General features: G+C 54.5%; 22 protein-coding genes. 17 read left to right on the forward strand and 5 right to left on the reverse strand.

Features of this window, described 5'->3' with window-relative positions:
- Positions 1-40 precede the first annotated feature (40 nt).
- Positions 41-1468 (reverse strand): aldehyde dehydrogenase family protein, encoded by a 1428-nt coding sequence (locus AB8880_03840; GenBank protein XDZ66537.1) that lies wholly within the window; start codon positions 1466-1468, stop codon positions 41-43.
- Positions 1469-1473: 5 nt separating this feature from the next.
- The gene (locus AB8880_03845) at positions 1474-2673 is read right to left on the reverse strand and encodes an iron-containing alcohol dehydrogenase (protein XDZ66538.1); all 1200 of its coding nucleotides are present in this window, start codon (positions 2671-2673) and stop codon (positions 1474-1476) included.
- A gap of 129 nt (positions 2674-2802) precedes the next feature.
- Here AB8880_03845 and AB8880_03850 point away from each other — a divergent pair, with 129 nt between their 5' ends.
- Positions 2803-3765, forward strand: coding sequence for a D-2-hydroxyacid dehydrogenase family protein (locus tag AB8880_03850; GenBank protein XDZ66539.1), 963 nt, complete (start codon positions 2803-2805; stop codon positions 3763-3765).
- Here AB8880_03850 and AB8880_03855 read toward each other — a convergent pair.
- The gene (locus tag AB8880_03855; protein ID XDZ66540.1) at positions 3751-5346 is read right to left on the reverse strand and encodes a DEAD/DEAH box helicase; all 1596 of its coding nucleotides are present in this window, start codon (positions 5344-5346) and stop codon (positions 3751-3753) included. The two genes, AB8880_03850 and AB8880_03855, sit on opposite strands and share 15 nt — an antisense overlap.
- Positions 5347-5564: 218 nt before the next feature.
- Between AB8880_03855 and AB8880_03860 the strand changes: the two genes are divergently transcribed.
- From AB8880_03860 to AB8880_03880, 5 genes are all read left to right on the forward strand, one after another.
- Positions 5565-6818: a Zn-dependent hydrolase gene (locus AB8880_03860; GenBank protein ID XDZ66541.1), complete on the forward strand. Its 1254-nt coding sequence runs from the start codon at positions 5565-5567 to the stop codon at positions 6816-6818.
- Positions 6819-6964: 146 nt separating this feature from the next.
- Positions 6965-8551, forward strand: a complete 1587-nt coding sequence (locus AB8880_03865; protein XDZ66542.1) for an ABC transporter substrate-binding protein — start codon at positions 6965-6967, stop codon at positions 8549-8551.
- 77 nt (positions 8552-8628) lie between these two features.
- Positions 8629-9615 carry an ABC transporter permease gene (locus tag AB8880_03870; protein XDZ66543.1) on the forward strand — a complete coding sequence of 329 codons (987 nt, stop codon included), beginning with the start codon at positions 8629-8631 and terminating at the stop codon, positions 9613-9615.
- 1 nt (position 9616) lies between these two features.
- Positions 9617-10450, forward strand: coding sequence for an ABC transporter permease (locus tag AB8880_03875; protein ID XDZ66544.1), 834 nt, complete (start codon positions 9617-9619; stop codon positions 10448-10450).
- Positions 10447-12072 carry an ABC transporter ATP-binding protein gene (locus tag AB8880_03880; protein XDZ66545.1) on the forward strand — a complete coding sequence of 542 codons (1626 nt, stop codon included), beginning with the start codon at positions 10447-10449 and terminating at the stop codon, positions 12070-12072. Before AB8880_03875 ends, AB8880_03880 begins: the two co-directional genes overlap by 4 nt.
- Here AB8880_03880 and AB8880_03885 read toward each other — a convergent pair.
- The gene (locus AB8880_03885) at positions 12059-14191 is read right to left on the reverse strand and encodes a N,N-dimethylformamidase beta subunit family domain-containing protein (protein ID XDZ66546.1); all 2133 of its coding nucleotides are present in this window, start codon (positions 14189-14191) and stop codon (positions 12059-12061) included. The two genes, AB8880_03880 and AB8880_03885, sit on opposite strands and share 14 nt — an antisense overlap.
- A gap of 246 nt (positions 14192-14437) precedes the next feature.
- Here AB8880_03885 and AB8880_03890 point away from each other — a divergent pair, with 246 nt between their 5' ends.
- Positions 14438-15472 carry a D-cysteine desulfhydrase family protein gene (locus tag AB8880_03890; protein XDZ66547.1) on the forward strand — a complete coding sequence of 345 codons (1035 nt, stop codon included), beginning with the start codon at positions 14438-14440 and terminating at the stop codon, positions 15470-15472.
- A 51-nt stretch (positions 15473-15523) separates the two neighbouring features.
- Positions 15524-15661 carry a hypothetical protein gene (locus AB8880_03895; GenBank protein XDZ66548.1) on the forward strand — a complete coding sequence of 46 codons (138 nt, stop codon included), beginning with the start codon at positions 15524-15526 and terminating at the stop codon, positions 15659-15661.
- Here the strand turns inward: AB8880_03895 and AB8880_03900 are convergent.
- Positions 15647-16588: a LysR family transcriptional regulator gene (locus tag AB8880_03900; GenBank protein XDZ66549.1), complete on the reverse strand. Its 942-nt coding sequence runs from the start codon at positions 16586-16588 to the stop codon at positions 15647-15649. The two genes, AB8880_03895 and AB8880_03900, sit on opposite strands and share 15 nt — an antisense overlap.
- Before the next feature lie 262 nt (positions 16589-16850).
- On the opposite strand from AB8880_03900, the gene AB8880_03905 reads away from it, so the two are divergent.
- The 9 genes from AB8880_03905 to AB8880_03945 all read left to right on the forward strand — a co-directional run bounded on the left by AB8880_03905 (position 16851) and on the right by AB8880_03945 (position 26537).
- Positions 16851-17834, forward strand: a complete 984-nt coding sequence (locus AB8880_03905) for a TAXI family TRAP transporter solute-binding subunit (protein XDZ66550.1) — start codon at positions 16851-16853, stop codon at positions 17832-17834.
- Positions 17835-17959: 125 nt separating this feature from the next.
- Entirely contained in the window at positions 17960-20053 is a 2094-nt protein-coding gene (locus AB8880_03910; GenBank protein XDZ66551.1) for a TRAP transporter permease, read from the forward strand.
- A gap of 5 nt (positions 20054-20058) precedes the next feature.
- Positions 20059-20421 (forward strand): cupin domain-containing protein, encoded by a 363-nt coding sequence (locus tag AB8880_03915; protein ID XDZ66552.1) that lies wholly within the window; start codon positions 20059-20061, stop codon positions 20419-20421.
- A 1-nt stretch (position 20422) separates the two neighbouring features.
- Entirely contained in the window at positions 20423-21679 is a 1257-nt protein-coding gene (locus AB8880_03920; protein ID XDZ66553.1) for an NAD(P)/FAD-dependent oxidoreductase, read from the forward strand.
- Positions 21676-22794, forward strand: a complete 1119-nt coding sequence (locus AB8880_03925) for an NAD(P)/FAD-dependent oxidoreductase (protein XDZ66554.1) — start codon at positions 21676-21678, stop codon at positions 22792-22794. Before AB8880_03920 ends, AB8880_03925 begins: the two co-directional genes overlap by 4 nt.
- On the forward strand, positions 22772-23065 hold the full coding sequence (locus AB8880_03930; protein ID XDZ66555.1) for a (2Fe-2S)-binding protein: 294 nt from the start codon (positions 22772-22774) through the stop codon (positions 23063-23065). Before AB8880_03925 ends, AB8880_03930 begins: the two co-directional genes overlap by 23 nt.
- Positions 23062-24459 carry an FAD-dependent oxidoreductase gene (locus AB8880_03935; GenBank protein ID XDZ66556.1) on the forward strand — a complete coding sequence of 466 codons (1398 nt, stop codon included), beginning with the start codon at positions 23062-23064 and terminating at the stop codon, positions 24457-24459. Before AB8880_03930 ends, AB8880_03935 begins: the two co-directional genes overlap by 4 nt.
- On the forward strand, positions 24443-25567 hold the full coding sequence (locus AB8880_03940) for an NAD(P)/FAD-dependent oxidoreductase (protein XDZ66557.1): 1125 nt from the start codon (positions 24443-24445) through the stop codon (positions 25565-25567). Before AB8880_03935 ends, AB8880_03940 begins: the two co-directional genes overlap by 17 nt.
- 163 nt (positions 25568-25730) lie before the next feature.
- Complete coding sequence (locus AB8880_03945) at positions 25731-26537, forward strand: alpha/beta fold hydrolase (GenBank protein ID XDZ66558.1); 807 nt, start codon at positions 25731-25733, stop codon at positions 26535-26537.

Below are 26537 nucleotides of genomic sequence, written 5' to 3' on the forward strand. Positions count from 1 at the left end.
TTCAAAGCAGGAACAGGGGAATGCCGGCCTCCGACCCGGCTTAACCGATACCATGAAGAGTTTTGGTCTCAAGGTAGTCTTCAAGCCCCATCATGCCACCTTCACGGCCATTACCCGATTGCTTGTAGCCGCCAAAAGGTGAGCCATAGTTAAAACCGCCGCCATTGATATGCACGGCACCAGCCTTCAGTTTTGCGGCCACACGTTCGGCGCGGGCCGGATCACCTGTCTGCAGATAGGCGGCAAGCCCGTACGGCGTGTCATTGGCAATCGAAATGGCCTCGGCTTCGTCTTCAAAGGGAATGATGGAGAGCACCGGGCCAAAGATCTCTTCGCGTGCGATGCGCATCTGGTTGTTGACATCGGCAAAGATGGTGGGCCGGACAAACCAGCCTTTTTCCATCCCGTCCGGCCTGCCCATCCCGCCTGCCAGCAAGGTTGCGCCTTCGTCGATGCCGACCTTGATCATGGTCTGGACACGATCAAACTGGATTCTGTCGAACAAGGGGCCGATATGATCGCCTTCTTCGGCAGGGTTGCCGACTTCTGTGTCTTCAGCGGCTTTCTTGGCGATCCGCAGCACCTCGTCATAGCAGGAGCGTTCCACCAGAAGCCGTGTCGGCGCATCGCAGGATTGGCCGGTATTGAACATGCATTCACCCACCGACGCGGTCACGCGCTCTTCAAGGTCGCAATCCGCGAAGACAAGATTGGGGGATTTGCCGCCCAGTTCCAGCGTCACCCGCTTCACGGTGTCGGCGGCATCGCGGGTCACGGCGGTGCCCGCCCGGGTGGAGCCGGTAAAGGACATCATCTGGATATCGGGATGGCGAGACATGGCCGCCCCCACCACCGGGCCTTCCCCCTGGACGAGATTGAAAACGCCGGCCGGATATCCTGCCTCATCGAGGATTTCGGCGTAGATCACGGCTGAGATCGGCGTGTGCTCGCTGGGCTTGAGGATACAGGTGCATCCCGTGGCCAGTGCTGGCAGCACCTTGAGCGTGATCTGGTTCATCGGCCAGTTCCACGGCGTGATCAGCCCGCATACCCCGATGGGCTCACGCACCATGATATCGCCGTTATCCAGCGTGACTCGTTCCTCAAGTTTCTCAAGCGCGGCGATGAACCCGTCCAGATGGCCGATGGCGGCATCGGCCTGGGCGCTCCGTGACATGGTGATCGGCGCACCCATCTCCATGCTCATGGCCTGGGCCAGATCCTCGAAACGCCTTTCGGTGATGGTTTTCACCTTTTTGAGGAGGGCCAGCCGTTCAGCTGTGCTGGTCCGGGAGAAATGCTCAAACGCGGCATTGGCGGCGGCGACAGCCCGGTCCACATCAGCCTCATTACCGAGCGCGACGGTGCCGATTTGCTCTTCGGTGGCGGGATTCATCACCGGCATGGTCTGGGTTGAGATCGGTGCGACCCATTCGCCGTTGATGTAGAATTTAGACAGGTTTTCCATGATGGTTATCTTGCCCCCGTGATGGATGTTTCGATTAATTGCTGGATTTCTGATGCGGTTGCCTGGCGCGGGTTGGTCCCCGCGGCACTGTCAAGAAGCGCCTTGTGTGAGATGCGTTCCGCGCAGTCGAGCGGCACGCCAATCTCTTCCAGTCCTTTCGGGATGCCGATTTCATCAAGCAGGCGCTCAACTTCGGCGATGAAGGCATCGACGGAATATTCCTCCATGCCCATGGCCTGGGCCATCCTTTGGGTTTTATCTTCAAGCCCCGGCAGATTGAACCGCAGAACCACCGGCAGAACGATGGCATTGGTAAGCCCGTGCTGGGTGTCATATTCCGCCCCGACCATATGGGAGATGGCGTGAACCATGCCCAGCCCCTTGGCAAAGGCAATCCCGGCAAGGCAGGAGCCAACCAGCATCCCGCCGCGTGCCGCCAGATTGCCCGGCTCTTTCATCACCACAGGCAGCCATCGCCGGATCAGGTGGAGGCCTTCCAGCGCCATGGCATCGCAGAGGGGATGAAACCCGGGAACGATATAGGCCTCGATTGCATGCGTCATGGCATCAGCCCCGGTCCAGGCGGTCAGGTGCGGCGGCAGCCCGGCGGTAAGTTCCGGGTCCAGCAGCGCCAGCACGGGGCTGTATTCGGGATGGCAGATACAGAATTTCATCCCTTTTCCGGTATGGGTCACCATGGCCGTGCCTTCGGTTTCGGCACCGGTTCCGGCGGTGGTGGGGATGGTGATAAGTTTGGGAAAAGCCTGATCGGCGCGGATTTCCGGGGCCGGGAGTTCCCATTCGAAATCCCAGAGATCGAAATCGTTATGGGCCGTGAGCCCGATGGATTTGCCGCCATCCATCGCACTGCCACCGCCGATGGCGATGACGGCGTCATGGCCGCCGGTCAGAAAGGCATCCTTGCCGGCGCCGATTTCATCATCGCGGGGGTTTGGGGAAATTTCGGCAAAAACAGCAGATTTCAACCGGGCGTGCCTGAGATGCTCCCGGGTCTCAGAGATGAACGGCAGATCGCGGCTTCCCCGGTCGGTGACGATGAGCGGGTTTGAAATGCCAAGCGTGATGCAATGCGCACCGATTTCAGCAAGCCGCCCCGGCCCATAGGCAATCGGCACCGGAAATGCCCAGTCCTGCGATATCAGCATATCGGCTTCGGTTGTCTTGATGGATGCGTCGCTGTTCATTTGACCCCCCTTGAACACCATGCTTTCCGAACATGACTTGAATTTACTATTGCACAACCACCATCGCCCAGTAAAAAATAAAATCCTACCTTGCTTTTGCATGTATTTCACCGGTGGAAGGATATTCCCATGAAAATTGCCATTCTTGATGACTGGACGCAGGACGCGGCGAAATCCGCTGACTGGCAGCGCCTCGGCAGTGAACATGAAGTGGAAATCTTTACCGATACCGTCTCAGGGCAGGCGTTGATCAAGAGGCTTCAGGATGCCGATATCATCTGCGCCATGCGGGAACGCACATCCTTTTCCCGCGAGGTCATTGAAAGCCTGCCAAAACTAAAGGCCATCATCACCAGCGGCATGCGCAACGCGGCGATTGATCTTGCGGCCTGTGATGCGGCCGGCATCGTTGTCAGCGGGACGGATTCCCCGGGCCATGCCACCGCCGAACTGGCCATGACCCTGATCGGGGCGCTGGCCCGCCAGATCGTGCCCAACGCCAATTCGATGCAAAATGGCGCATGGCAGATCACGGCAGGACGTGATCTTAAAGGCGCAAGGCTCGGGATTCTCGGGCTTGGGCGTCTCGGAACAGCGGTGGCGAAACTGGGGCAGGCTTACGGGATGAATGTGCAGGCCTGGTCGCAGAACCTCACCCCTGAACGGGCCGCAGAAGAAGGGGTGATCTATTGCGAAAAGGATAACTTCTTCGCTTCATCGGATTTTATTTCGATCCATCTCAAACTGTCGGCGCGGGTGGTCGGGCTGGTGGGTGCGCCTGAACTTGCCCTCATGAAGCCGACATCCTTTCTGGTCAATACCTCACGGGCACCTATTGTCGATCAGTCGGCGCTGATCACGGCGCTGGAAGAAGGCCGGATTGCCGGGGCGGCGCTCGATGTCTATGACACCGAACCCCTGCCCGCAGAAGACAGGTTGAGGTCCGTGCCCAATCTCATCCTCACCCCGCATATCGGCTATGTCACCGAAGAGACGATGCAGGTCTTCCATGGCCAGATGCTCGAATCGGTTGAAGCATTTCTGGCAGGAAAGCCTGTCCGCCTGCTGAGTTCCGCCTCAACCGCGGGATGATTTTTTTGACCTCTTGAGGCGACCAAACCCGCCGGGTTTTCCGCGCTTCACCGAAGAGCGTCCGGCCTTTGCAGGGTTCCTTGCCTTTGATGATTTTCCAGGTTTATGGGGCTTTGCCGCCCGGTCTTTGCCAGGTGATGGTTTTTTGCGGCCGGGTTTTGCTTCGGTCACCACCTTGGCAAAATCATCTTCCGCCGCATGCCGGGGTCTCTTATCCGGCGTTTTGCCTTTGCGCGGGTTGGGGCGAGGAGCATCAGGCCTGGCTGATCGCTCCTGTCGTGATTTATCGCGTCTTGGTCTTGCCGGTTGCTCAGGTTTCCGGCGCTGCCGTGCCGGAGGACGGGCGCGCGCTGATCTGTTGCCGGATACGGACACATCATCCACTTGCCTGCCTTCGGCATCCGTGATGACCATCCGCTCTCCAGCGATGGCAAGGATGGGGCGAAGCTTGCGGGTTTCATCCGGGGCGCAGAACGAAACCGCAAGGCCCGTCAGCCCGGCGCGTCCTGTTCGCCCGATACGGTGAACATAGGTCTCCGGCGTATCGCTCAGATCGAAATTGACGACGAGACCGATGCCGGCAACATCAATACCGCGGGCGGCGACGTCGGTGGCGATCAGGGCCCTCAGATCACCGCGGCGAAACTTGTTCAGCACTTTCTGGCGGATGCGCTGGTTCATGTCGCCATGCAGGGCGTCGATCGCAAAACCGCGCGTGGCCATGTTGCTTGCCAGCATATCGGCGCGTCGTTTGGTGCGGACAAAGACAAGGACCTGCTCATCGGGGTGATTGCCAAGCAATTCTGCAAGCGCCTGTCCCTTTTCCTTTTCCGGCATCAGGATGGTGCGCTGATTGATCTTATCGGCGATATTGCCCGATTGCGGGGCTTTGACTTCAACAGGGTCCGTCAGGAATTCAGCGGTGAGTTTCCGGATCTCCTGGGGCATGGTCGCGGAAAACAGCATCGTCTGGTGATGATCTGGCAAGGCGGCGGATATCCGCTTCATCGCCGGATAAAAGCCGAGATCAAGCATGTGATCGGCTTCATCGAGCACGAAATGCGAAATTGCATCAAGCTGGATAACCCCGCGTTTCATCAGATCTTCAAGACGTCCCGGCGTGGCGATGACAATGTCAACACCGCGCCGTAACCCGCCTATCTGCTCATCGTATCGAGCGCCGCCGAATACCGCCAGATGACGCAGGTTGAGATCCATCACCAGTTTGCGGGTATTGTCGCGCAGCTGGTTGGCAAGCTCCCGGGTCGGCGCAAGGATCAGCGCCCGAGGCGATTGGCCGGGACGAACAGGCTCGCCCACCATCAGATGCGTGATGATCGGCAAAAGAAAGGCGGCGGTCTTGCCGGTACCTGTCTGGGCAAGCCCGGCAAGATCACGGCCTTCAAGCAGGGCAGGGATCGCCATGAGTTGAATAGGTGTGGGTGTGATAAAGGATTCTTTTGACAGGGTCTCAAGGAGTTGGGCGGGAAGCCCGAAATCAGCAAAGGTTTCGATACGGGTCTGATCGGGTGTGTGGCTCCAGGCTGCCGGTTGAGCAGGAGCGTGATTTTTTTCTGACATGAACGTGTTTTCTAGCGCGCTGGCTTCTCATGGCTATGTATCGCCACTCAAAGGGCAGCATAACTCCGGCGTTACATGCGCCTTTCCCTTGAGGATGTCAATCCATGTCTGGTCCTGTACACGGCCGGGATCGGGCTTCAGGTGATTTTAAGTGTAATAATCTCATCCTTGCACTAGTATTTCCGGAAACAGGACAGGTTGGGGAGTGACTGAAAAAGATGACTGGCGTGCTTGCGAATACTTCTGTGAATGGTGACCGGCTCTGGCAGAGCCTGATGGAGATGGCAAAGATCGGCCCCGGTGTTGCCGGCGGCAATAACAGGCAGACGCTTACCGATGCGGATAGCGAAGCCCGGCATCTTTTCATGAAATGGTGCGAGGATGCGGGCATGTCTGTCACGATTGACCAGATGGGCAATATGTTCGCACGTCACGAGGGGAGTGACCCTGATGCTTTGCCCATCATGGTAGGCAGCCATCTCGACACCCAGCCGACCGGCGGCAAATATGATGGTGTTCTTGGGGTTTTGGCAGGACTTGAAATCATCCGGAGCATCAAGGAGTCCGGCATAAAGACACGTCACCCGATCGAAGTCGTCAACTGGACCAATGAAGAAGGGTGCAGGTTTTCGCCTCCCATGATGTCGTCGGGGGTTTTTTCGGGCATTTATGATTTGGACTGGGCCTATGACCGCACCGATAATGATGGGGTTCGCTTTGGGGATGAGCTCAAGCGTATCGGATGGATCGGGGATGAAAAGCCGGGCCAGCACCCGCTGAAAGCATATTTTGAGCTGCATATCGAACAGGGTCCTATTCTTGAAGGGGCGGATATTCCCATCGGGGTTGTTACCCATGGGCAAGGATCGATCTGGACACGAATAACCCTCAAGGGAAAAGAAGCGCATACCGGATCAACCCCGATGGACCGCCGCATAAATGCCGGCCTTGGCATGGCGCGCATCACAACGTTGGTGGATGATATCGCGCACGGCCATGCGCCTAATGCGGTGGGGGCTGTAGGGAGTTGTGAAATTTTTCCAAATTCCATCAACATAATTCCGGGGAAAGCTGTTTTTACCATCGACTTCAGAAGTCCTGACCCGAACAAGCTCAATTCCATGCAAGGTGAGCTGGAGAAGAAAAGCACTGAAATCGCTCGTGAAATCGGCCTTGAGATTGAGTTCGAGCAACTCAGCAAGGTTGCGCCGGTTGCTTTTGACCCTGAATGTGTGCGTCTTCTTTCAAATGCTGCAAAGTCACTTAATTATGAGTATCTGGAAATCGTGTCTGGTGCTGGTCACGATGCGTTCTGGGTCAGCAAGGTTGCGCCATCAGCGATGATCATGTGCCCTTGTGTTGATGGCCTTTCGCATAATGAGGCAGAGGAAATCAGCCCCGAATGGGCCGAGGCAAGCACGAATGTACTTTACCGTGCTGTTCTGGAACTGGCTGAAATCATTGGTGATTGATGGTTCCGTCAATTCTTTGGATCTAAAGGCGCCTATTCTGATTGTGCCTGTGGAAAATTCATATTAGTATTTTAGAAGCTCTAAAAAATAATGTGGGCAAAACTAAGATGTGGCTGTTTGCGTATTGCCACATATGGAGGAACATAATGAAGAAAATTTTAGCGTCGATCCTCTTTGCAGGATCGATTATTTTAAGTTCAATCTCGGCTCATGCTGAAAAATATGGCGGAACGCTCTCGTTCCTTGTTCAGCCTGAACCACCTACCCTGGCATCCTATGTGTCGACTTCAGGGCCAATCGGTCTTGTCATGCCGAAAGTCTATGAAGGGCTTTTTGATTACGATAATGATGGGAAAATGGTGCCCATGCTCGCCGAAAGCTATTCGATCACTCCGGATGGCAAGACCGTGACCTTCAAGTTGCGCAAGGGCGTGAAGTGGCATGACGGCAAGCCTTTCACTTCGGCGGATGTCAAGTTCACGATTCTTGAAGTACTGAAAAAAGTTCATCCGCGCGGGCCGAATTCATTCCGTGAGGTCAGCAGCATCGATACGCCGGATGATCATACGGCGATCTTCAATCTGGATAATCCTGCACCATACATGATGCGGTCTTTTTCCGCGTATGAATCCCCGATCGTCCCCAAGCATCTTCTTGAAGGCCAGGATGTCAAATCTGCTTCTCTGGCGAACAATCCTGTCGGAACAGGTCCGTTCAAATTTGTTGAGTGGAAGAAAGGCCAGTATATCCGCCTCGACAAGAATGAGAATTACTGGCAGGAGGGCCTGCCCTATCTTGACCGGATCGTCGGCAGATTCATCCCTGATGCGTCAACCCGGACAGCAGCAATGGAAAACGGGGAAGTTCTCTATGCTGCCTATAACGCGGTGCCGAATATTGATGCCGTTCGCCTCAAGGAACGCGACGATATCGATGTGACAACAGATGGCTATTCCATGATCAACCCGATGGCGTTGATTGAATTCAACACCAAGGAAGGACCGTTCGTTGATCCGGCCGTTCGCCGGGCCATTTCAACGGCCATTGATCGTCGTTTCATGATTGATACGATTTTCTTTGGCTACGGCAAGCCGGCGACAAGTGCGCTCAGCAGCAACTTCAGCGCCACCAATCTGCATGCCCAGATGCCGAATTATCCTGAAAAGGGTGATGTGGGCGCGGCCAATGCAATTCTGGACAAGGCTGGGTACAAGAAAGACGGCAATGGCGTACGCATGAAAGCTGTGCTCGATATCATTCCTTATGGTGAAGACTGGCGCCGTGCCGGTGAATACCTGAAGCAGGCAATGGGCGATATCGGTATTCAGCTTGAGCTTCGTTACGAAGACGTGCCAACCTGGCTGAAGCGCGTTTATCACAATTATGACTTTGAGATGAACGTAAACTACTTCTACCAGCTGCCTGATCCGGTTCTGGGGGTCCATCGTCATTATGGTACCAACCAGATTCGTCAGGGCACGCATTTCGTGAACTCATCACGGTACAGCAACCCGACTCTTGACGCACTGCTTGACTCCGGCTCAAAAGAGCCAGATGCCGCCAAGCGGACGGCTACATACAAGGAAATTCAGTCCATCCTTGCCAATGACATGCCGGTTGTTAACCTCTTTGAACTTCAGTTCCTGACGGTATACAACACCAAGCTCAAAGGTGCTTACGGGTCTGCAATGGGTGCATATGGCTCATTCAGAGAAGCCTATCTGGACGACTAGTCAGCCATGGACGGGCCGGGGTTCTCCCCGGCCCGACTGCTCCTCTCTCCAAATTTTTATCCATAGAAATTCATAAAATGATACGATCAAACAAGATCCTGAAATATGTTTTGAAAAGATTAGCCCAGGGTGTGCCGATCATTCTGGCGATTGTTGTTATCAATTTTTTTCTGTTGAATATGGCAGAAGGCGATGCCGTCGATGTGCTCGCGGGTGAGGCGGGTTCGGCAACACCTGAATATATGGCAGAACTGCGCAAGAAATTTGGCCTTGATCAGCCTTTGCCGGTTCAACTGATGGTTTACCTCAAAAATGTGGTGATGCTTGATCTTGGCTATTCCTTTCGCCACGAGATGCCGGTGAACCAGTTGATTTTTGACCGTTTCGGGGCAACGGCCCTCTTGATGACCAGCACCATCATTCTCGCGGTCGGATTTGGCATTCTGCTGGGTCTGCTGGCGGCCATGCGCCTCAATACATGGAAAGATGCGGTGATAACCGTCTTTGCCCTGATCACCTACGCCACCCCGCTATTCTGGGTTGGCTTGATGATGATCGTGGTGTTTTCACTTAACCTTGGCTGGTTTCCCACCAGCGGCATGGAAAATGTCGCGGCGTTTTACGAGGGATGGGATCGCGTTGTTGATATCGCTCATCACCTTGTTCTGCCGACCATAACCCTGTCCTTGTTCTATCTGGCCCTGTACACGCGGATGATGCGGGCATCAATGCTGGAACAATATGGCCAGGATTATGTTGTCACCGCCCGGGCGAAAGGCTTGACGGAACGGCGCATCACATTTGTCCATGTTCTCCGCAACGCCCTTCTTCCGGTGGTTACCATGGCCGGGGTTCAGGTTGGCGCCCTCATTGGCGGGTCGGTGATTGTGGAATCGGTCTTTGCCTGGCCGGGGCTCGGGATGCTGGCCTTTGAATCGCTCTTTGCCCGTGATCTCAATCTGTTGCTGGGGATTTTCCTGCTTTCTTCAATCCTTGTAGTGGCCGTCAATCTGGTGGTGGATATCATTTACTGCTTTCTTGATCCAAGAATCGAGGTGGATTGACATGGCTGACTTCTGGAGCAGATACAAACGAAACCGGATGGCGGTTTTAGGCCTGTTCATCATCGCCTTGATCCTCATCATGGCATCGACGGCAAGCCTGTTTTACCCCGATGATCCGTTTCGCCTTGTTGGCAAGCCATTATCCGGCCCTTTTGAAAACGGCTTTCTGCTGGGTAGCGACTCGCTTGGCCGTGATGTCGCATCGGGAATTGTGCATGGCGCGAAAACCTCCCTTCTGATCGGATTGATAGCGACGCTTGTCTCGGTGTTTATCGGTATCTTTTTTGGTGCCTTTGCCGGGTATTATGGTGGCCGTCTCGATGATTTCCTGATGCGGGTGACGGAGATTTTTCAGACAATTCCATCCTTTATCTTTGCCATTCTGCTGGTGGCGATCATGAAACCTTCCATTTACAGTATTGTGATTGCCATTGCCGTGGTTTCCTGGCCCGGGGTTGCCCGGCTTGTTCGGGGGGAGTTTCTTTCGCTGAAAAATCGTGAATTTGTTCAGGCCTGCCATACCCTTGGCATGGATGATCTGCGGATCATGCTGAGGGAGATTCTGCCAAACTGCCTGAGCCCGATCATCGTCATCGGCTCCCTGATGGTGGCAACGGCCATTCTGATAGAAAGCGGGCTTGCCTTTCTTGGTCTTGGCGATCCGAATATCATGAGCTGGGGCTTCCAGATTGGCGCTGGACGGACCATGCTTCGTTCCGCCTGGTGGGTTTGCACATTTCCGGGAATTGCCATTCTGATTACGGTTCTGGCAATCAACCTGATTGGTGAGGGCCTTAACGATGCGCTCAATCCCCGTCTTAAGGAACGCCAATGAAAAATCAGCTGCTCGCCATTAATGATCTGTCCATTCTTCTGCCTGAAGGATCTGATCGCACCCATGCTGTTCAGCATGTTGATCTTAAGCTTCATGCTGGCGAAACCGTATGTGTCGTCGGCGAGAGCGGCTCCGGTAAATCCCTGACGGCCCGTGCCGTGATGGGCTTGCTGCCAGCGCCCCATGTCCGGATCGGTAATGGCGAGATCCTGTTTGGTGGAGAGGATATCACCAAATTCGACAGCGAGCGGATGCGGGAGTTGCGGGGCAGCGAGATATCCATGATATTTCAGGAACCCATGACGGCGCTGAACCCGGTGATGACCATCGGTGATCAGGTTGATGAAATTTTCCGCTACCACGTTTCCATGACGAGGAAGGAGCGTGCGGAACGGGCACTTAAACTGATGGAAGATGTTAATCTTCCTGACCCGGCCCGCATCATCAATGCCTACCCGCATGAACTTTCCGGCGGCCAGCGGCAACGTGCCATGATCGCGATGGCCTTGGCGCTCGGGCCTAAAATTCTGATTGCCGATGAGCCGACCACCGCCCTTGATGTGACCACCCAGGCCCAGATACTGGAACTGATCAAGGATATGCAGAAACGTCTGGATACCGGTGTTTTGTTCATCACTCATGATTTTGGGGTTGTGGCCGATATTGCGGACCGTGTCGTGGTGATGCAGGAAGGTAAGATTGTTGAAACAGGCACCGCAAAACAGGTGCTAAATAAACCCAGTCATCCCTATACCCAGTCCCTGATTGCCGCAATACCTAGGCTCAAACCCAGGAAGGCTCGCGGTCGTTCCGAGAAAGTCGTTCTTTGCACGGATGAAATCTGCAAATCATTCGGGTCCGGCCGGAGCTTTTTCGGTCTCGGCAAACCTGGACGTGAAGTCAAGGCGGTGCAGAAGGTGAATATCGAACTCCGCAAAGGTGAAACCCTTGGTATTGTGGGGGAGAGCGGATCGGGCAAATCCACGTTGGCGCGCTGCATTATCAAACTCATGGAAAGTGATGAAGGCAAGATCGAGCTGGACGGCGTGGATATCTCAAAACTGGACCGCAACATGATGCGGTCGCATCGCAAGCGTATCCAGATGGTGTTTCAGGACCCGTTTGCCTCACTCAATCCGCGGTCACGCGTCGGTTACATTATTTCACAAGGTCCTATTTTGCAGGGCGTCGGCAAGGAAGATGCCCATGCCCGCGCCCGTGAGCTCCTTGACATTGTTGGACTGGACCCCAGATCCTTCGATCGTTTTCCCCATGAATTCTCGGGTGGCCAGCGGCAGCGGATCGGGATTGCCCGGGCACTGGCTTTAAGACCTGATATCCTGATTGCTGATGAGCCGGTATCAGCGCTGGATGTTTCCATACAGGCACAGATCCTTGAGCTGCTCGATAAAATCCGCAAGCAGATGGATCTTTCCATGCTGTTTATCACCCATGACCTCAGGGTCGCCGCTCAGGTATGCGATAACGTCGCGGTGATGCAATATGGAAAGGTTGTCGAAATTGGCCCTACCGTTAAACTGTTCAGCAACCCGAAACACGAATACACCAAGGCATTATTGGCGGCTGTTCCGGGAAAGGACTGGCATTTCAGCCAGATCTGAATTTTCGGATCACGTTGGCCAGCAGTGTTGAAATATTGTTTTCAAAATTGTTCCATGGCAGGGACCCGCAGAAGGTGATGGAGCCGACGCCGAAGACCTCGCCACCAGAAGCTGTTTTGAAATAGACCATATCGGCACGCCTGACCTCATCTTCAGGCCCGCCCGAGAGATTGGTCAGATGGGTCAGCACTTCTTCCGGCACCAGAATAAACCTCTTATCCCTGTCAAAGGATTGAGCCAGAACAGTGATGTTTTCGCCTTCATCGAGGTTCTCATCAACGCGATCAAGTTCAAATCCGGCGGCACCATGGCCGCTGAAGCCGAAATCTCCCAGCGTATCTGTTTCAATGCCGTCGAAAACCCAGTCGAATTCCGGATCAAAGCAGGTCCTCTTATAGGGCATGCCGACAAAATTTCCCTGGGCGGTGAAACCAATACCGACCAGCTGTTGCGGTGGCCTGCCATTGCGTCGCCAGAGGCCGCCATAGCTGCCATCAAAGGCGTTGTAATATTCACCGGGCTCGGCGGCCCAGGCCCTGAGCCCATCTTCGGAGCGTCTGATTTCAATGAGTGAAGGATCTTCACTATGGCGGACAATACGCCAGTAAAATCCGTTACCGCCAAGATAGATCAGTCTGCCTCCATCATCCCGGTACTCTTTCAGTGCATCAATCATGCTGGCCGTGTGGTATTCGGGATGACTGCCGGTCATGACTGTTTTATAAGATGAAATGGCCGTCAGCCCATCACGATCAAGCTCATCATCGGTAATGATATCATAGGTGATCCCCTGATGATGCAGCCATGCAACAAGGTGGCTGTCGGCCTGAAAATGCCGAAGCCCTGAACAGGTTGACTCGCCAAAGGTCGAATAGCCGGGCCTGAGATTGAACAGCACGCGCTTGTGGGATGCATGGCAGATCCCGGAACCATCTCTATGGGTGTTGTAGGTGGAAAGTCCATAATCGGGATGTTCCGCCGGGTTATGGGGATACGCCTTCCATTTGTTGATCCGCTCAATCCAGGTTGGGTTGAAATCGGGCCGGGCATGGTTGCCGTAAACCGTATAGGTGAAGGTTGAAACCAGGAGGCACAGATCTGACCCTGGCTTGCCCAGGGGCGGGCAGACAAAAAAGGGCATTGCGTCATAATGGTCTTCTGCCTCAATCCGCATCACATAAATGCCTGATGGCATATCCGCCGGGATGGTGAACTCGAAATCGCATTCCCAGTTGAAGTCATAGATATCGTCATCGTGAAAATGAATGGCTGCATAATGTTCTGGCTTGTGTTTCCAGCAGAATTCACTCGCATCCCATTTCCTGCCGGTAACGCCCCTTGTCGGGGCATTGTAGAGGATCAGGTCCGGCCCCCGGGTTGCCTTGACGATAAGGGAAGGGATATTGACGGAAAAATCCCAGGCAGCGGCAATCTCGCCATCAGCAAGGATTTGCGGTGCTTCAATCTTGCCGTTGAAATGCTGGCGCGCCTCACCGAACCCGGCAGCAATGCGAAGAGGAGCGCGCTGGCCGCTCAAGGCTGAAAAAACAGGTTTTTCCATTTTGCCGCTGCTGGTCTCACCTGTTCTGGTCTCCTCTTGGCCTTTGCTTTCAGCCTTGCTGGCGAGGGTAAGTGTCACCGTCCCCTCTTTGGTTAGGTGCAGCGTGCATTTATACCAGCGCCGCTTGCGGACGGCCGAAGCCGACGTTACCAGCAGATTATGGGCGAATTCGGCGGCAACTCGGCCATCCTTTTTCAGGAAAATAGACAGACCACCCCAGGCAAACATGATCTGGTTACCGCCCGTAATAACCCCTGGCATGAACCAGAAATTCACCTCAAACTCAGATGACGCCTTCACGTCAAGAGATGTGGTTGTCTCGGCACAGGACCCGGGATGGATAGGCTGCACACGCGAGGGGAAACTGGCTTGCGGGAAATATGCGCTTGCATCTTCTTCGATAATTCCCGGCCCTTCAGGGTTAGGGTCCGCGCAGATCGATCGATGCAGGCTTGCTGAAAATGAGGATGTTGCATGGCTGGATACAGAAAACCGTATCGTTTCACCCGGTCTTGCAGAAAGTCGGTCGCTATATCCTGCTATGAAAACATCTTTCAACTTTCGTCTCTCCAGCACCGGTGAATCGCATGTTTGGTTCAAATTATGATAGGTTAGTCAAAATGTTAATAAAACAAAATTATGGGCAAGGAATTTGCCTTCTTCTGATTTGGATCACTACGCTGAAGGGTGGGCATTGGATGGGTTTTCATCTTTCTCTGCCTTCTTTTGGATTAAAATCCTTTCTCCTTCAGGCTGGCTGGATTATCTTTTGACCAGATCAAATCCTGGGGAAAATGGATCAACATGTCACCGTATCAATCTGTACTCAATGCTCTCGATGCCATGCCGCGGGCGGAGATTCTCGATAGTCCGACACCTCTTGTGCCGCTCAGGCAGATATCTGATGTGCTGGATATCGATCTCTGGATGAAGCGTGATGATCTGGCCGGGCCAAGTTTTGGTGGCAACAAGGCCCGACAGCTTGAATATTATTTCGGGGCAGCGATAGCTCAAGATGCCGATACGATCCTGATCACCGGGGCCGTTCAATCCAACTTCGTTCGCCTAGCGGCGGCGGTTGCCGTCCGGTTCGGGATGAAGGCGATCATCCAGCTTGAACAGCGTGTCGCTACCGCTGACAAACTCTATCATCAATCCGGAAATGTTCTCTTGAACCAGATTCTCGGGGCGGAGATCATCTCATACCCCGAAGGCGAGGATGAAGCCGGGGCAGATGATGCACTTTATACCAGGGTTGAGGAATTGCGGAAGGCGGGCCGCAAACCCTATGTGATACCTCTGGGTGAGAACAAGCCGCCGATAGGTGCTTGCGGGTATGTCCGGGCGGCGGCTGAAATTACAGGTCAGACCGAAAACCCTTTTGATACTGTTATCGTTGCTTCCGGAAGCGCCGCCACGCATATCGGAACCGTTGCGGGGATGAAACTCTATTTTCCTTCAACCGACGTCATAGGTTCCTGTGTCCGCCGGAATCTGCCATTGCAGGAAAACCGGGTGACCCGGTTAAGCCAGCAGTTTAATGATCTCCTTGGCAAGCCGGATTTTCTCAAGGTGGAAGATTTTGAGCTTTGGGATGGTGCTTTTGACCCAGGCTATGGCAAGACTGGCCCGGTTGCACGTGAAGCGATGATGCTTATGGCGCGCCGGGAAGGATATATTCTGGACCCGGTCTATACAGCCAAATCCTTTGCTGCCGTGCCTGAACTTGTCCGTTCTGGCAGGATCAAGAAAGGCAGCCGTGTTCTCTTTGTGCATACCGGTGGTCTCGGGGGGTTTTTTGCCTATCAGACAGAACTTGCGGCGATGATGACAGGCTAGGTCGGCCAGAAGGGAGCAGGATCATGGGAGCACCAGAAACAATCGCCTCGAATGGGGAGGAGCTTTCTGAACTGGCCGGTATGCACGAACTGGCAGGACCTGAAGGTTGATGCCATTCTCTTCGGGGTGCCCCATGGCAAGCCATATGCGGCAGTTGATGAAATCACCTGTCTCTTAGGTATCGATTAAACGCTCCCCTTCCATCAGCACGTCCCTGATTGCTGTTTCAACTTCACTGGCGAAAAGCTGGCTGATTTGCGAAAGCGTGCGATGCCGCGGCCGGACAAGGCTGATGGTCTGCTTGATCATGGGTCGAAAACGTCGGAAGACAATGGCTGGCGGTGCGTCTGTCGCTTGTTTGCTTCTCAGCTGATGATAGAGCCAGACATTCAGCAGCGACATGAACCCCAATGCTTGACGGCTTTCTACCAGCGCATATTGGGCGGCCCCGTTTTGCAGGGCAAATGGAATGTTCAACTCACAGTTTTCGTTATCGAACGTATCCCGCAGGGCCTGCATGAGGTGATGTTCAGGCAGAAACCCGGCAAACGCCCGGCCATCCAGCAATTTTGGAGTAAGGGCAGATTCTAGAGCCAGCGGGTCATCAGCAGACAGGCCGACAACTGTTTCGGACGTGAAATTCACCACCTCATAGAGTTCTGAAGGTTGCGGGCGTTCGGCAAAACCCAGGTCAAAATGCTGCGATGCCAGACTTTCCAGCACCCGTTCGGATGGTTGCGCCCGCATGTAAAAGCGGACACCGGGATGTATCTCCGCGAATCTGGCGATCTGACGCGGCATGAAGAATTCCGAAAGGACAGGCATACAGGCGATACGGATTTCAAATATCCGGCCGCCACCCTGCTGCATGGATCGCTCAAGGCTGTTGATCTGTTCCAGAATTTCTTCGGATCTTTCGAGAAAAAAATACGCTTCCGGCACCGGATGCAGTCGGCCGTTTACACGCTCAAAAAGCTTGTATCCTATTCGGGATTCCACATCCGCAATAACCAGGCTCAGGGCTGGCTGTGACCTTGATAGCGCTGAAGCTGCTTTGGAAATGGATCCTGTCTTTATGACTTCCCGGATAACTTTCAAGTGCCATAATTTCAGCATTTCGGCCTCGATAAGCGGAAAGAAGGAGCAGCAAAATATATTTGTTTTTTTTATAGAATAAACAGAATTTATTACTTGAGTAAATAGATTTTGGTGTCTTCAATAGTAAGGGTATTGGATTTAGGGGGATCTTCTTTCAACTATCAAAAAGAGAGACGAACCGGTCTTGGGTCGGCAGCATTGCAAAACCGCATGATCTGTCCAAAGGCTAATCCAAGTGATTGAAGACAAACTACAGGGAGTAGAAATTATGAACAGATGGATGAAAGCAGCAATCACCTTGCTGGCGGCCAGTTTCGCCTTTGCAGGGGTTGCCTCGGCACAGGAGATGAAATTCTGGAAGATTGGAACAGGTGGCACAGGCGGGACCTATTATCCGATCGGCGGCCTGATTGCGAATGCAATTTCCAATCCTCCTGGCTCGCGCCCATGCGACAAAGGTGGGAGCTGTGGTGTTCCCGGTCTGGTTGCCATCGCCGTTTCCACCAATGCGTCAGTGGCCAACGTCAACGCTATTCACGCAGGGGAGCTTGATGCTGGTCTGGCTGGTGCCCAGTCCGTCGTTCAGGGCTACAGAGGTGAAGGCAAGTTCACCGGCAATCCACGCCCGGATCTGCGGGTGATTGCTAATCTGTATCCCGAAGACATGCACCTTGTTCTGCCAAAAGGCAAGAAACTCAGCAGCCTGATGGATCTGAACGGCATGAAGGTTGGCGTTGCTGCTGCAGGGTCGGGGACACAGGTATCCGTGCGGATGATCCTCAACCATTATGGCATCAAGGCGGAAGAGTATGAGCTGAATGTGACCCAGTCTGCCCAGCGTCTTGCCGACGGCCAGATCGATGCATTCTTCTACGCAGCCGGCACCCCGCTGGCAGCGCTTATCCAGCTCGGTGCCTCCAAGGGTTTTGAACTCTACAGCTTCAGCGCAGAAGAGCAGAAGACCATTAACGGCATTATCCCGTTCTATGTGGAAAGCTCCATCCCGGCCGGCGAATATGAAAATATCGGCTATGATGTCAACACGGTTGCCGTGAACGGCCAGTTGATCACCTCTGCCAACCAGCCTGATGACCTGATCTATGAAGTCACCAAGGCATTGTGGAACAACAACACCCGCAAACTGCTGGACAAGGGCCATTCAAAAGGCAAGGCCATCAAGGCTGAGACTGCCCTTAAAGGGGTGCTTATTCCGCTGCACCCGGGCGCAGAGCGCTACTATAAAGAAGCCGGTCTGATGAACTAGGCATCACTTTATTTCAAGGGAAGACAGCATTAACTGTCTTCCCTTTTTAACAGCAGATTTGACGAATAATTTAATTCCTTTACCGAGATACCAGCTATCTTGTTAAAAATGATGGGGGCATGGTCATGCAACGATTTGAGCTTAAAACCGCTCTTGCGCTGGAAGAAAAATATGACAAGGGGCTGACCACACGCCCGCTTCCGAAATGGCTCTTTGGTTTTGTTGTTGCGTTCAGCGTTGTCTATGCCATTTATCACTATGTGACTTCCGGGCTGGGTGTGCCCGTGGATTACTGGCATATGGGCATTCACCTTTCGGGCGTGATTTTCCTTGTTTTCGTAGGGTTTCCTGCATTCGGCGGCAAGCTTTCTTCCCTGGAAGACAAGCGCAGGTTCTGGGTCCTCGGTCATGTGCCGATCTGGGACTGGATGCTGATCATGGGCGGTATTGCCTCATCACTCTATATCGGTATCACCTGGTATGAGATCAATTTCACGCTCTTCGGGATCAATTTCTTTTTGCCCGAACAGGTGATGCGCCAGGGCGCGCCGCTGCCAATCGATGTGGTTTTCGGAACCATGCTGATCATTGTCCTGCTTGAGGCTGTTCGCCGGACTATCGGAATTGTGGTTCCAATCATTATACTGATTTTTACGGCCTATGCGATTTTCGGCCCCCATATTCCCGTTCAGATCCTGATGCATCCTGGGATCAGCTGGTCCAGTTATATCAACAACATGTATTTTCCTGATATCGGTATCTACGGCCTGACCTTGTGGATCGTATCTACGGTTGTCTTTCACTTTGTCCTTTTCGGGGTGCTGGCGCAGCGTATAGGGCTCGGGCAGTTTTTTGTCGATATCGCAACGGTATTTGCTGGCCGTTATACCGGTGGGCTTGCAAAGGTCAGCGTGGTGTCTTCAGCTTTCTTCGGCACGATTTCAGGCTCATCCATTGCCAATACCGTATCGACGGGCTCCCTGACCATCCCGAACATGAAACGGATGGGATACCCGGGCCACCTTGCAGGCGGGGTGGAAGCTGCGGCCAGTGCAGGCGGGCAGATCACGCCGCCGATCATGGGTGCAGCAGCATTCGTCATGGCGGAATTTTTGGAGATACCTTACAGCACCGTGGTGATTGCAGCAGCTATTCCAGCTCTCATGCATTATCTGGGAGTCATGTCGATTGTACATTTTCAGGCAAAGAAACTTGGCCTGAAAGGTCTGCCGCCCGAAGAAATTCCAAATGCCTGGAAAGTCATCCGGGAAGGCTGGCTGACGGTCGTCCCCCTCGTTGTCCTGATATATGTGCTGTTCTCCGGATATTCTCCGCATATGGCGGCATTCTGGGGCATCACGGGCACGCTGGTCGTCGGTCTGATCAATCCCCGTGGCCGGATCGGAATTTCGGATCTGATCGATGCCTGTGTTCTTGGTGTCAAATATACGCTTTCGGTAGGCGCGGTCTGTGCGGCGATCGGGATTGTGGTCGGCGTGGTGAATTCAACCGGTCTTGGCTTCAGGCTGGGTTTCATGGTGGCGCAGAGTGCGCTCGGAATAGGTGAGCAAATCCAGAGCGTCCTGGCGTTTATTCCACTCCTTGATTTCTCGATTGAAGATATCACCTTGCTGATATCCCTTATCCTGATCGCGATGACCTGTATTCTGATGGGGGCAGGTCTGCCGACGACGGCGCTTTACGTGATGCTTGCCACTGTTGCCCAGCCGGCGCTCGGAAATCTGGGGATCCCACCACTGGCCTCACATCTGTTTGTGCTCTATTACGGCGTGATTTCAGAAATTACCCCGCCTGTCTGTGCTTCGGCTTATGCTGCGGCAGGTATCGCCAACGCAAATCCGTTCCGAACCGGTCTCAATGCCTTTTCGCTCGGAATTGGCAAACTGCTTGTGCCGATGGTCTTTGTCTATTCGCCTGCGATGCTCATTGTTCTCGAAGACTATTTCACCTGGCAGGAATTCCTGCATACGGTCATTACCTGCGGGCTTGGGGTCTATTTCCTTTCGGCTTCGGTTGCCGGGTTTTTCCGTGTTCATATGAACGGGCCAAGCCGGATACTTTTCGCCCTTGCGGGACTCTGTTTTGTCGCCCCCAGCCTGGTTTCGGATATTTATGCGGTTGTGTTCTGCGCGCCGGTATTGATCTGGCAGTTTATTGCTGAACGTCGTCAACCGAAGGTTCAGCAGTCTGGAGCGTAAGCGATATGACCGGCATTCGTTCCCGGCAGACAGTCACGCCCTATTCATGGGGACAGGATGGCCGGGGGTGGCGTCTCTGCGATGAGGCAAAGCTTCAGGTCATCGAGGAAGAGCTTCCGCCAGGCACGGCCGAAAATCTTCATTACCATGCGAAAGCAAGGCAGGTATATTACATCCTTTCCGGATCGCTCCGGGTGGAACTGGACGGCGAAACCTGCCAGCTTGCCGCCGGTGAGATGGTGGAAATTCCGCCAGGAACAAGGCATCTCATCGCGAATGACGGCACCAAGACTGCGTCACTGCTGGTGATCTCGTCGCCATCAACATATGAGGACCGCCTTCAGCCCGATTCCGACAAGGAGGGCTGAGATGAAAGGGGGCAGGAAAACCGGAAGCAATGTTGTTGTCATCGGGGCAGGGATTGTCGGTGTTTCCTGCGCGCTTCAACTGGCTGAGCGGAATCTTTCCGTCACCCTTGTCGACCGTAATCCCCCTTGTCAGGAAACAAGTTATGGAAATGCCGGGGTGATCTCGCCCTGGAGTTGCGTGCCGCAATCCACGCCTGATGTATGGCGCAGGATTCCGCGCTGGTTGCTTGATCCTGAAGGTCCGGTATTTGTCCGTCCCCGGTATCTGGCACGTTTCCTGCCCTGGGCATGGAGATTTTTGATCGCCGGAAGGCCTGACCGGATTGATCTTCTGGGTGACGCCATGCAGGCGCTGAGCAGAAATGCCCCATTTAACTATCGTGCCTTGCTGGAAGGAACAAATGCCGTAAATCTTGTTCGTGATTCACTCTATATTTTCGCCTACCGGAATAAGGAACAGGCGGATCTGGGTCTTCTGCCCTGGCGGATGCGTCAGGCCAGAGATGTTCCGCTCAGCCGGATCGGACGTGATGAACTCAAAAGCCTCGAACCTGATATTTCCGATCAATACGACGCTGCAATCGTCATTCATGATCAGGCGCGTGCTCTTGATCCTGCCGGGATAGGTCATGCTCTGGCCGGCAAGGCAAAACGTCTGGGGATTTCCTTCCGGCAGGCCGAAGTAAGCGCGATATCGCGTCATGACAGCAGCTGGTCCGTTCATGCAGGCGATGGTGAGATCAAAGCCGGGCATATCGTGCTGGCTGCCGGGGTATGGTCGGCCCGATTGCTGAAACCTCTTGGCATTTCCTTGCCGCTTGAGGCGGAACGCGGCTATCATCTCCTTGTCCGAAACGCTGGCGTGACCATAAATAATTCGATCATGGACACGGAAAGAATGTGTGTTGCAAGCCAGATGGAGGCAGGGGTGCGTGTTGCCGGCACGGCTGAATTTGCCGGTATCGAAGCCGCGCCGGACTATCGCCGCGCCGAGGTTTTCACGGAATCGCTGAAAAGCCTGTTTCCAGCCATCAATCTTGATGAACAGGAACCGTGGATGGGGCGACGCCCTTCTTTTCCGGATAGTCTTCCATGTATTGGCCCTGTGCCGGGCCAGCCAGGATTGTTTGCGGCTTTTGGTCATAGCCATTACGGATTGAGCCAGGCCCCGAAAACAGGCCAGATCATCGCCGACTGCCTGACAGGCCGGAAACCGGATACGGATCTGGCCCCTTACCGGATCGACCGCTTCAGATGAAAAAGAATTTTGATGTCATTGTTGCTGGCGGCGGTCTTGTGGGGATGGCGATTGCCTATGGTCTGGCCCGCAAAGGGTTGGCTTGCCTTGTTCTCGATGAAGGAGACACGGACTTCAGGGCGGCGCGGGGTAATTTCGGTCTTGTCTGGGTTCAGGGAAAAGGTGCTGGCTTTCCCCCTTATGCGGACTGGACCATGCGTTCAGCCGAACTCTGGTCCAGACTGCGGGAAGAGCTTGAGGAGACAAGCGGGTTGCGTCTCGGGCTCGAACAGGAAGGCGGGATAGATATCTGCCTCAGCCAGGATGAATTTGATCGCCGCAAGGAAATGATGGATCTCCTGCAGAGCCATCAGAATGGCCGCTTCAAGTATGAGATGCTGGATCGGAAGGATTTGCTGGATCTCCAGCCTGACCTTGGTGAAGACGTTATTGGCGCATCGTTTTCGCGTCATGACGGGCATGTTAATCCTCTCTATCTTTTGCGTTCCCTGCATCACGGGCTTTTTCATCTTGGTGGGGAGTTCAGGTCGAATGCAGGAATTTCCAGCATCAGGCCGCAAAAGGGCGGCTTTACGGTGCATTGCGCCAGAGGTGATTTTTCATCGGATAAGATTGTTCTTGCTGCAGGTCTTGGCAACCGGCTTCTTGCTCCGATGGTTGGCCTCAGCCAGCCCCTGCGCCCACAAAAGGGCCAGATACTGGTAACCGAGAAAACCGCACCGATGATCCACCGGCCCATGACACTTCTGCGCCAGACACAGGAAGGCAGTATCATGATCGGCGACAGCAAGGAGGAGGTCGGGTTTGATATCTCGTCCACGCCGGACATCATGGCCAATATCGCCAAGCGTGCCTGCCGGACGATGCCACGCCTGCGGCATATGCGCATTATCCGCAGCTGGGGGGCCTTGCGGGTCATGTCACCCGATGGGTATCCTGTTTACGACCAGTCTCAAACCTGCCCCGGCGCTTTTGCGGTTGCCTGCCATAGCGGGGTGACGCTGGCGGCGGCGCATTGTTTTGATCTGGCATCGGATATAGCGAAAGGCCAGCTGGCCGATACACTTGCTCCATTTTCAGAAAGGCGTTTTGATGTTTCGCAGCAAACGGAATGATCGGAACTCGGTCACGGTCTTCATTGATGACAAGCCCTGCACGGCGCTGGATGGCGAGATGGTGGCCGCGGTGCTGATGCGTGAAAACATGACCGCCACGCATGCGTCACCGCAAGGACAGCCGCGAGGGCCGTATTGCATGATGGGAGTGTGTTACGACTGCATGATCACGCTTGCGGATGGGCGAAATGAACAGGCCTGCCTTACGCCGGTTGAAGAAGGGTTGAAAATCTATCGCAGCACCAGCCAGACGTATGGGGGGTCAAGATGAGCAATGCCCGGGACTATGATCTCATCATCATCGGCAGCGGACCGGCGGGCATGGCGGCGGCTCTATTGGCGGATAGATCGGGACTGTCGGTGCTCATGCTTGATGACCAACCCGGCGCAGGTGGCCAGGTCTACCGCCAGATCGGACCAAACAGCCGGAATGCGAAAACATTCGGCTTTCTCGGTGAGGAGTATTTCAGGGGAGGTGATCTTGCCGGGAAACTTGAAGCCAGTGGTGTTGACTGCATCCATCAGGCCCATGTCTGGCAGATCACGGAAGACAATGAGGTATTTTACAGCAGGAAAGGGGCGGCAGCCAGTATTCGGGCAGATTTCATCCTCATGGCCAGCGGTGCTCAGGAACGGCCGATGCCCATTCCCGGCTGGACTCTTCCCGGGGTTATGACCGTGGGTGCGGCACAGACCTTGCTGAAAATGTCGGCAACAGGTGCGGATGGAGCGGTCTTCATTGGCACGGGCCCTCTTTTCTATCTGACGATCTGGCAATACCTGCGCGCCGGTTTTGGGGTCAAGGCTGTATTGGATACCGCCACGGCCATACCGCCAGCCGGGGCGTTCCGGTGGATTTTGCCTGCTCTTTTGCAAGCCGGGATACTGGCCAAGGGCTGGGCATGGCGTGCTGAGGTCAGAAAGCGGACATCGTATCAGAACGGGGTGCGCGGCGTCAGTTTGAGCGGCGATGGAAAGCTTGAAAAGATCAGTTTTATTGATCGGCTTGGAAAAGAACGGGAAATCAAGGCCGGGCATGCATTCCTGCATCAGGGAGTTATCCCCAATGTCAATCTTGGCATGGCTGCGGGGCTCGATTATCGTTGGGATGAAGGTCAGCTTTGCTGGCGTCCTGTTCTTGATCAGCATGGGCAGAGCAGCCGGAAGACCGTATTTGTCGCCGGCGACGGTGGCGGCATTGCCGGCGCATCGGTGGCCGTAACATCAGGTCAGCTGGCAGCTGCCCGGATCATCAGGCTTGGCGGGAAAACGCCTCGCGGCCTGCCAGCATTTCTGCGTCTGCGCCACTGGCTGAACAAGGCACCAAGGCCCTTTCTCGATGCCATGTTTCGCCCCCCGACAGACTGGATCGTGCCGGAAGATGAAAAGGTTATCGTCTGTCGTTGCGAAGGGCTGACGAGGGGGGAGATTGATCAGGCCGCGAAGATGGGGGTGGCCGGGCCCAATCAGTTGAAAAGCTATTGCCGGGCAGGGATGGGCCGATGCCAGGCACGCATGTGCGGGATCACGGTTCAGCATATTCTTGCCGAACATTCAGGGCGGCCTGTCCGGGATCTTGACTATTTCCGTCTCCGTCCCCCCATCCGGCCTGTCACGGTCGGGGAGTTGGCAATGCTGGCAGAGAACGATGGGCAGGCAATCTAGCGAACGTGTCGTCATTGTCGGCGGCGGGATTCAGGGTTGCGCCGCGGCATATTTCCTTGCCAGAGCAGGCTGGTCGGTCACCGTGCTGGAGAAGGATAATATCGGGCGTCACGCTTCCGGGGCGAATGCCGGTGGAGTCCGTCGACTGGGCCGGGACCTTCGGGAAGTTCCGCTCAGTCTTGCAGCAATGGATATCTGGAAGGATTTGCCGGCATATATTGGCGAGGAAGCTGCTGCGGCGTTTCATCCTTCGTTTTACATGAAGGTTGCGATCGATGATAAAGGCCACGGATTAGGGCTCGACCGTATCCGCATGCTTGAGAATGCCGGGTATCAGCATGAGATCTGGTTGAGCAAGCGTGAGTTGAAGAAAAGGCTGCCCCAACTGGAAGGTCCGCTTCTCGGCGGGGTGCTGGTTGAAGGTGATGGCTGGGCAGTACCCTGGCGGATCGTGCGCGGCTTTGCCAAAGCGGCTCTTGATCATGGCGCGGAAATTCTTGAAGGATGCCAGGTGGTGCAGTTTTCCCGTCATTCTTCCGGTGTCTGGAAGATTGAGACCGCAACGGGGAGCCTTGAATCCGATTGGGTGGTGAACTGCGCCGGGGCCTGGGCAGCTCGGCTTGCGCGTAAGGCAGGTGATCTCGATTTTCCTCTTTCCGCCCATGCCCCGATGCTGGCGATAACTGAAAGGAGAGCTCCGGTACTGCCCGCGGTTCTTGGAGTGCTCGGCCATACGCTTTCGCTCAAACAGCTTGATACCGGCCAGTTTCTGATTGGCGGAGGAGTGCGCGCCACCGCTGATCTTGAAACCGATAAAGCCGGATTGAAGATCCCTGAGATGGCGACTTCCATCCGTCTTGCCTGCCAGCTTCTTCCCGGGATATCGGTGGCAGGTATACTTCGGTGCTGGTCCGGGATCGAAGGATATATGCCGGATGATCTGCCGGTCATCGGGATGGGGGGTCTGCCCGGGCTCGTGCATGGTTTCGGGTTTTCTGCCCACGGGTTTCAGCTTGGGCCAGGGGTGGGAGAAGTCCTGGCCGATCTGGTGATAGCGCGGCAGACAAAGGTGTCGCTCAAGCCATTTTGCCCATCCCGTTTTGGCTAATCCATCCGATGTATCCGGCTCCGGTCCCGGGTTGCGGGAAGTGTTCGTATCCGGTGTTAATCTTCGCGGCAAACTGATATGATTTTTCCGTTAAGGATTGAACATGCCCGTGTACCGTATCCTGGGGCCGGAAATATTCAATCCGGCCTGATGGAGGCTTGACGTGAAGATTGCATCCCGCCGCATAGGTCCTGACCCGCATATCGCCGTTGATATATGTGGCGAGGGAGAATGGCTCTTCCTTCTTCATGGCATAGGCGGCAACAAAAGAAACTGGGCATTGAACATCGAGGAGTTCGGCCGTCATTTCAAGACGGTGGCCTGGGATGCGCGGGGATATGGTGAAAGTGATGACTATCAGCAAGATCTGGTTTTTGGTGATTTCGCCGAAGATCTGGCGCGCGTCATGGATCATTTCGGTGCCGGGAAAGCCCATCTGCTCGGCCTTTCCATGGGCGGACGTATTGCCCTGTCGTTTTATGAAAAACATCCCGGCCGGGTTTCTTCCCTCACCCTCTGCGATACCTATAAGGGTTTTCGGCATTTCAGCAAGGATCAGCAGGAAGAATTCATTCGCCTGAGGAAAGAGCCGCTACTTGCAGGCAAGGAGCCACGGGACATAGCGCCGGTGGTAGCCGAAACACTTATCGGAAACCCTGAAAACACCTCGGCTTTCGCGGCGCTTGTCGATTCAATGTCCCGGCTTCATAAGGAAAGTTACATTAAATCCATCGAAGCATCGGTCCATAGCGATCACACCGATAATCTCGATAAGATAGATATCCCGACCCTTGTTGTTGTCGGTTCGGAGGACAGGCTGACGCCGCCGTCGCTGGCCCGTGAGATCACAGCACAAATTCCGTCCGCGCGGCTGGAAATCATCGCAGGCGCAGGTCATTTGTCGAATATCGAGGAGCCGGAGGCATTTAACCAGGTTGTTCTCGATTTTCTCCTGAATCTGCCAGATTGA

This window comes from Alphaproteobacteria bacterium LSUCC0684, from assembly GCA_041228335.1.
GTDB lineage: Bacteria > Pseudomonadota > Alphaproteobacteria > Puniceispirillales > UBA1172.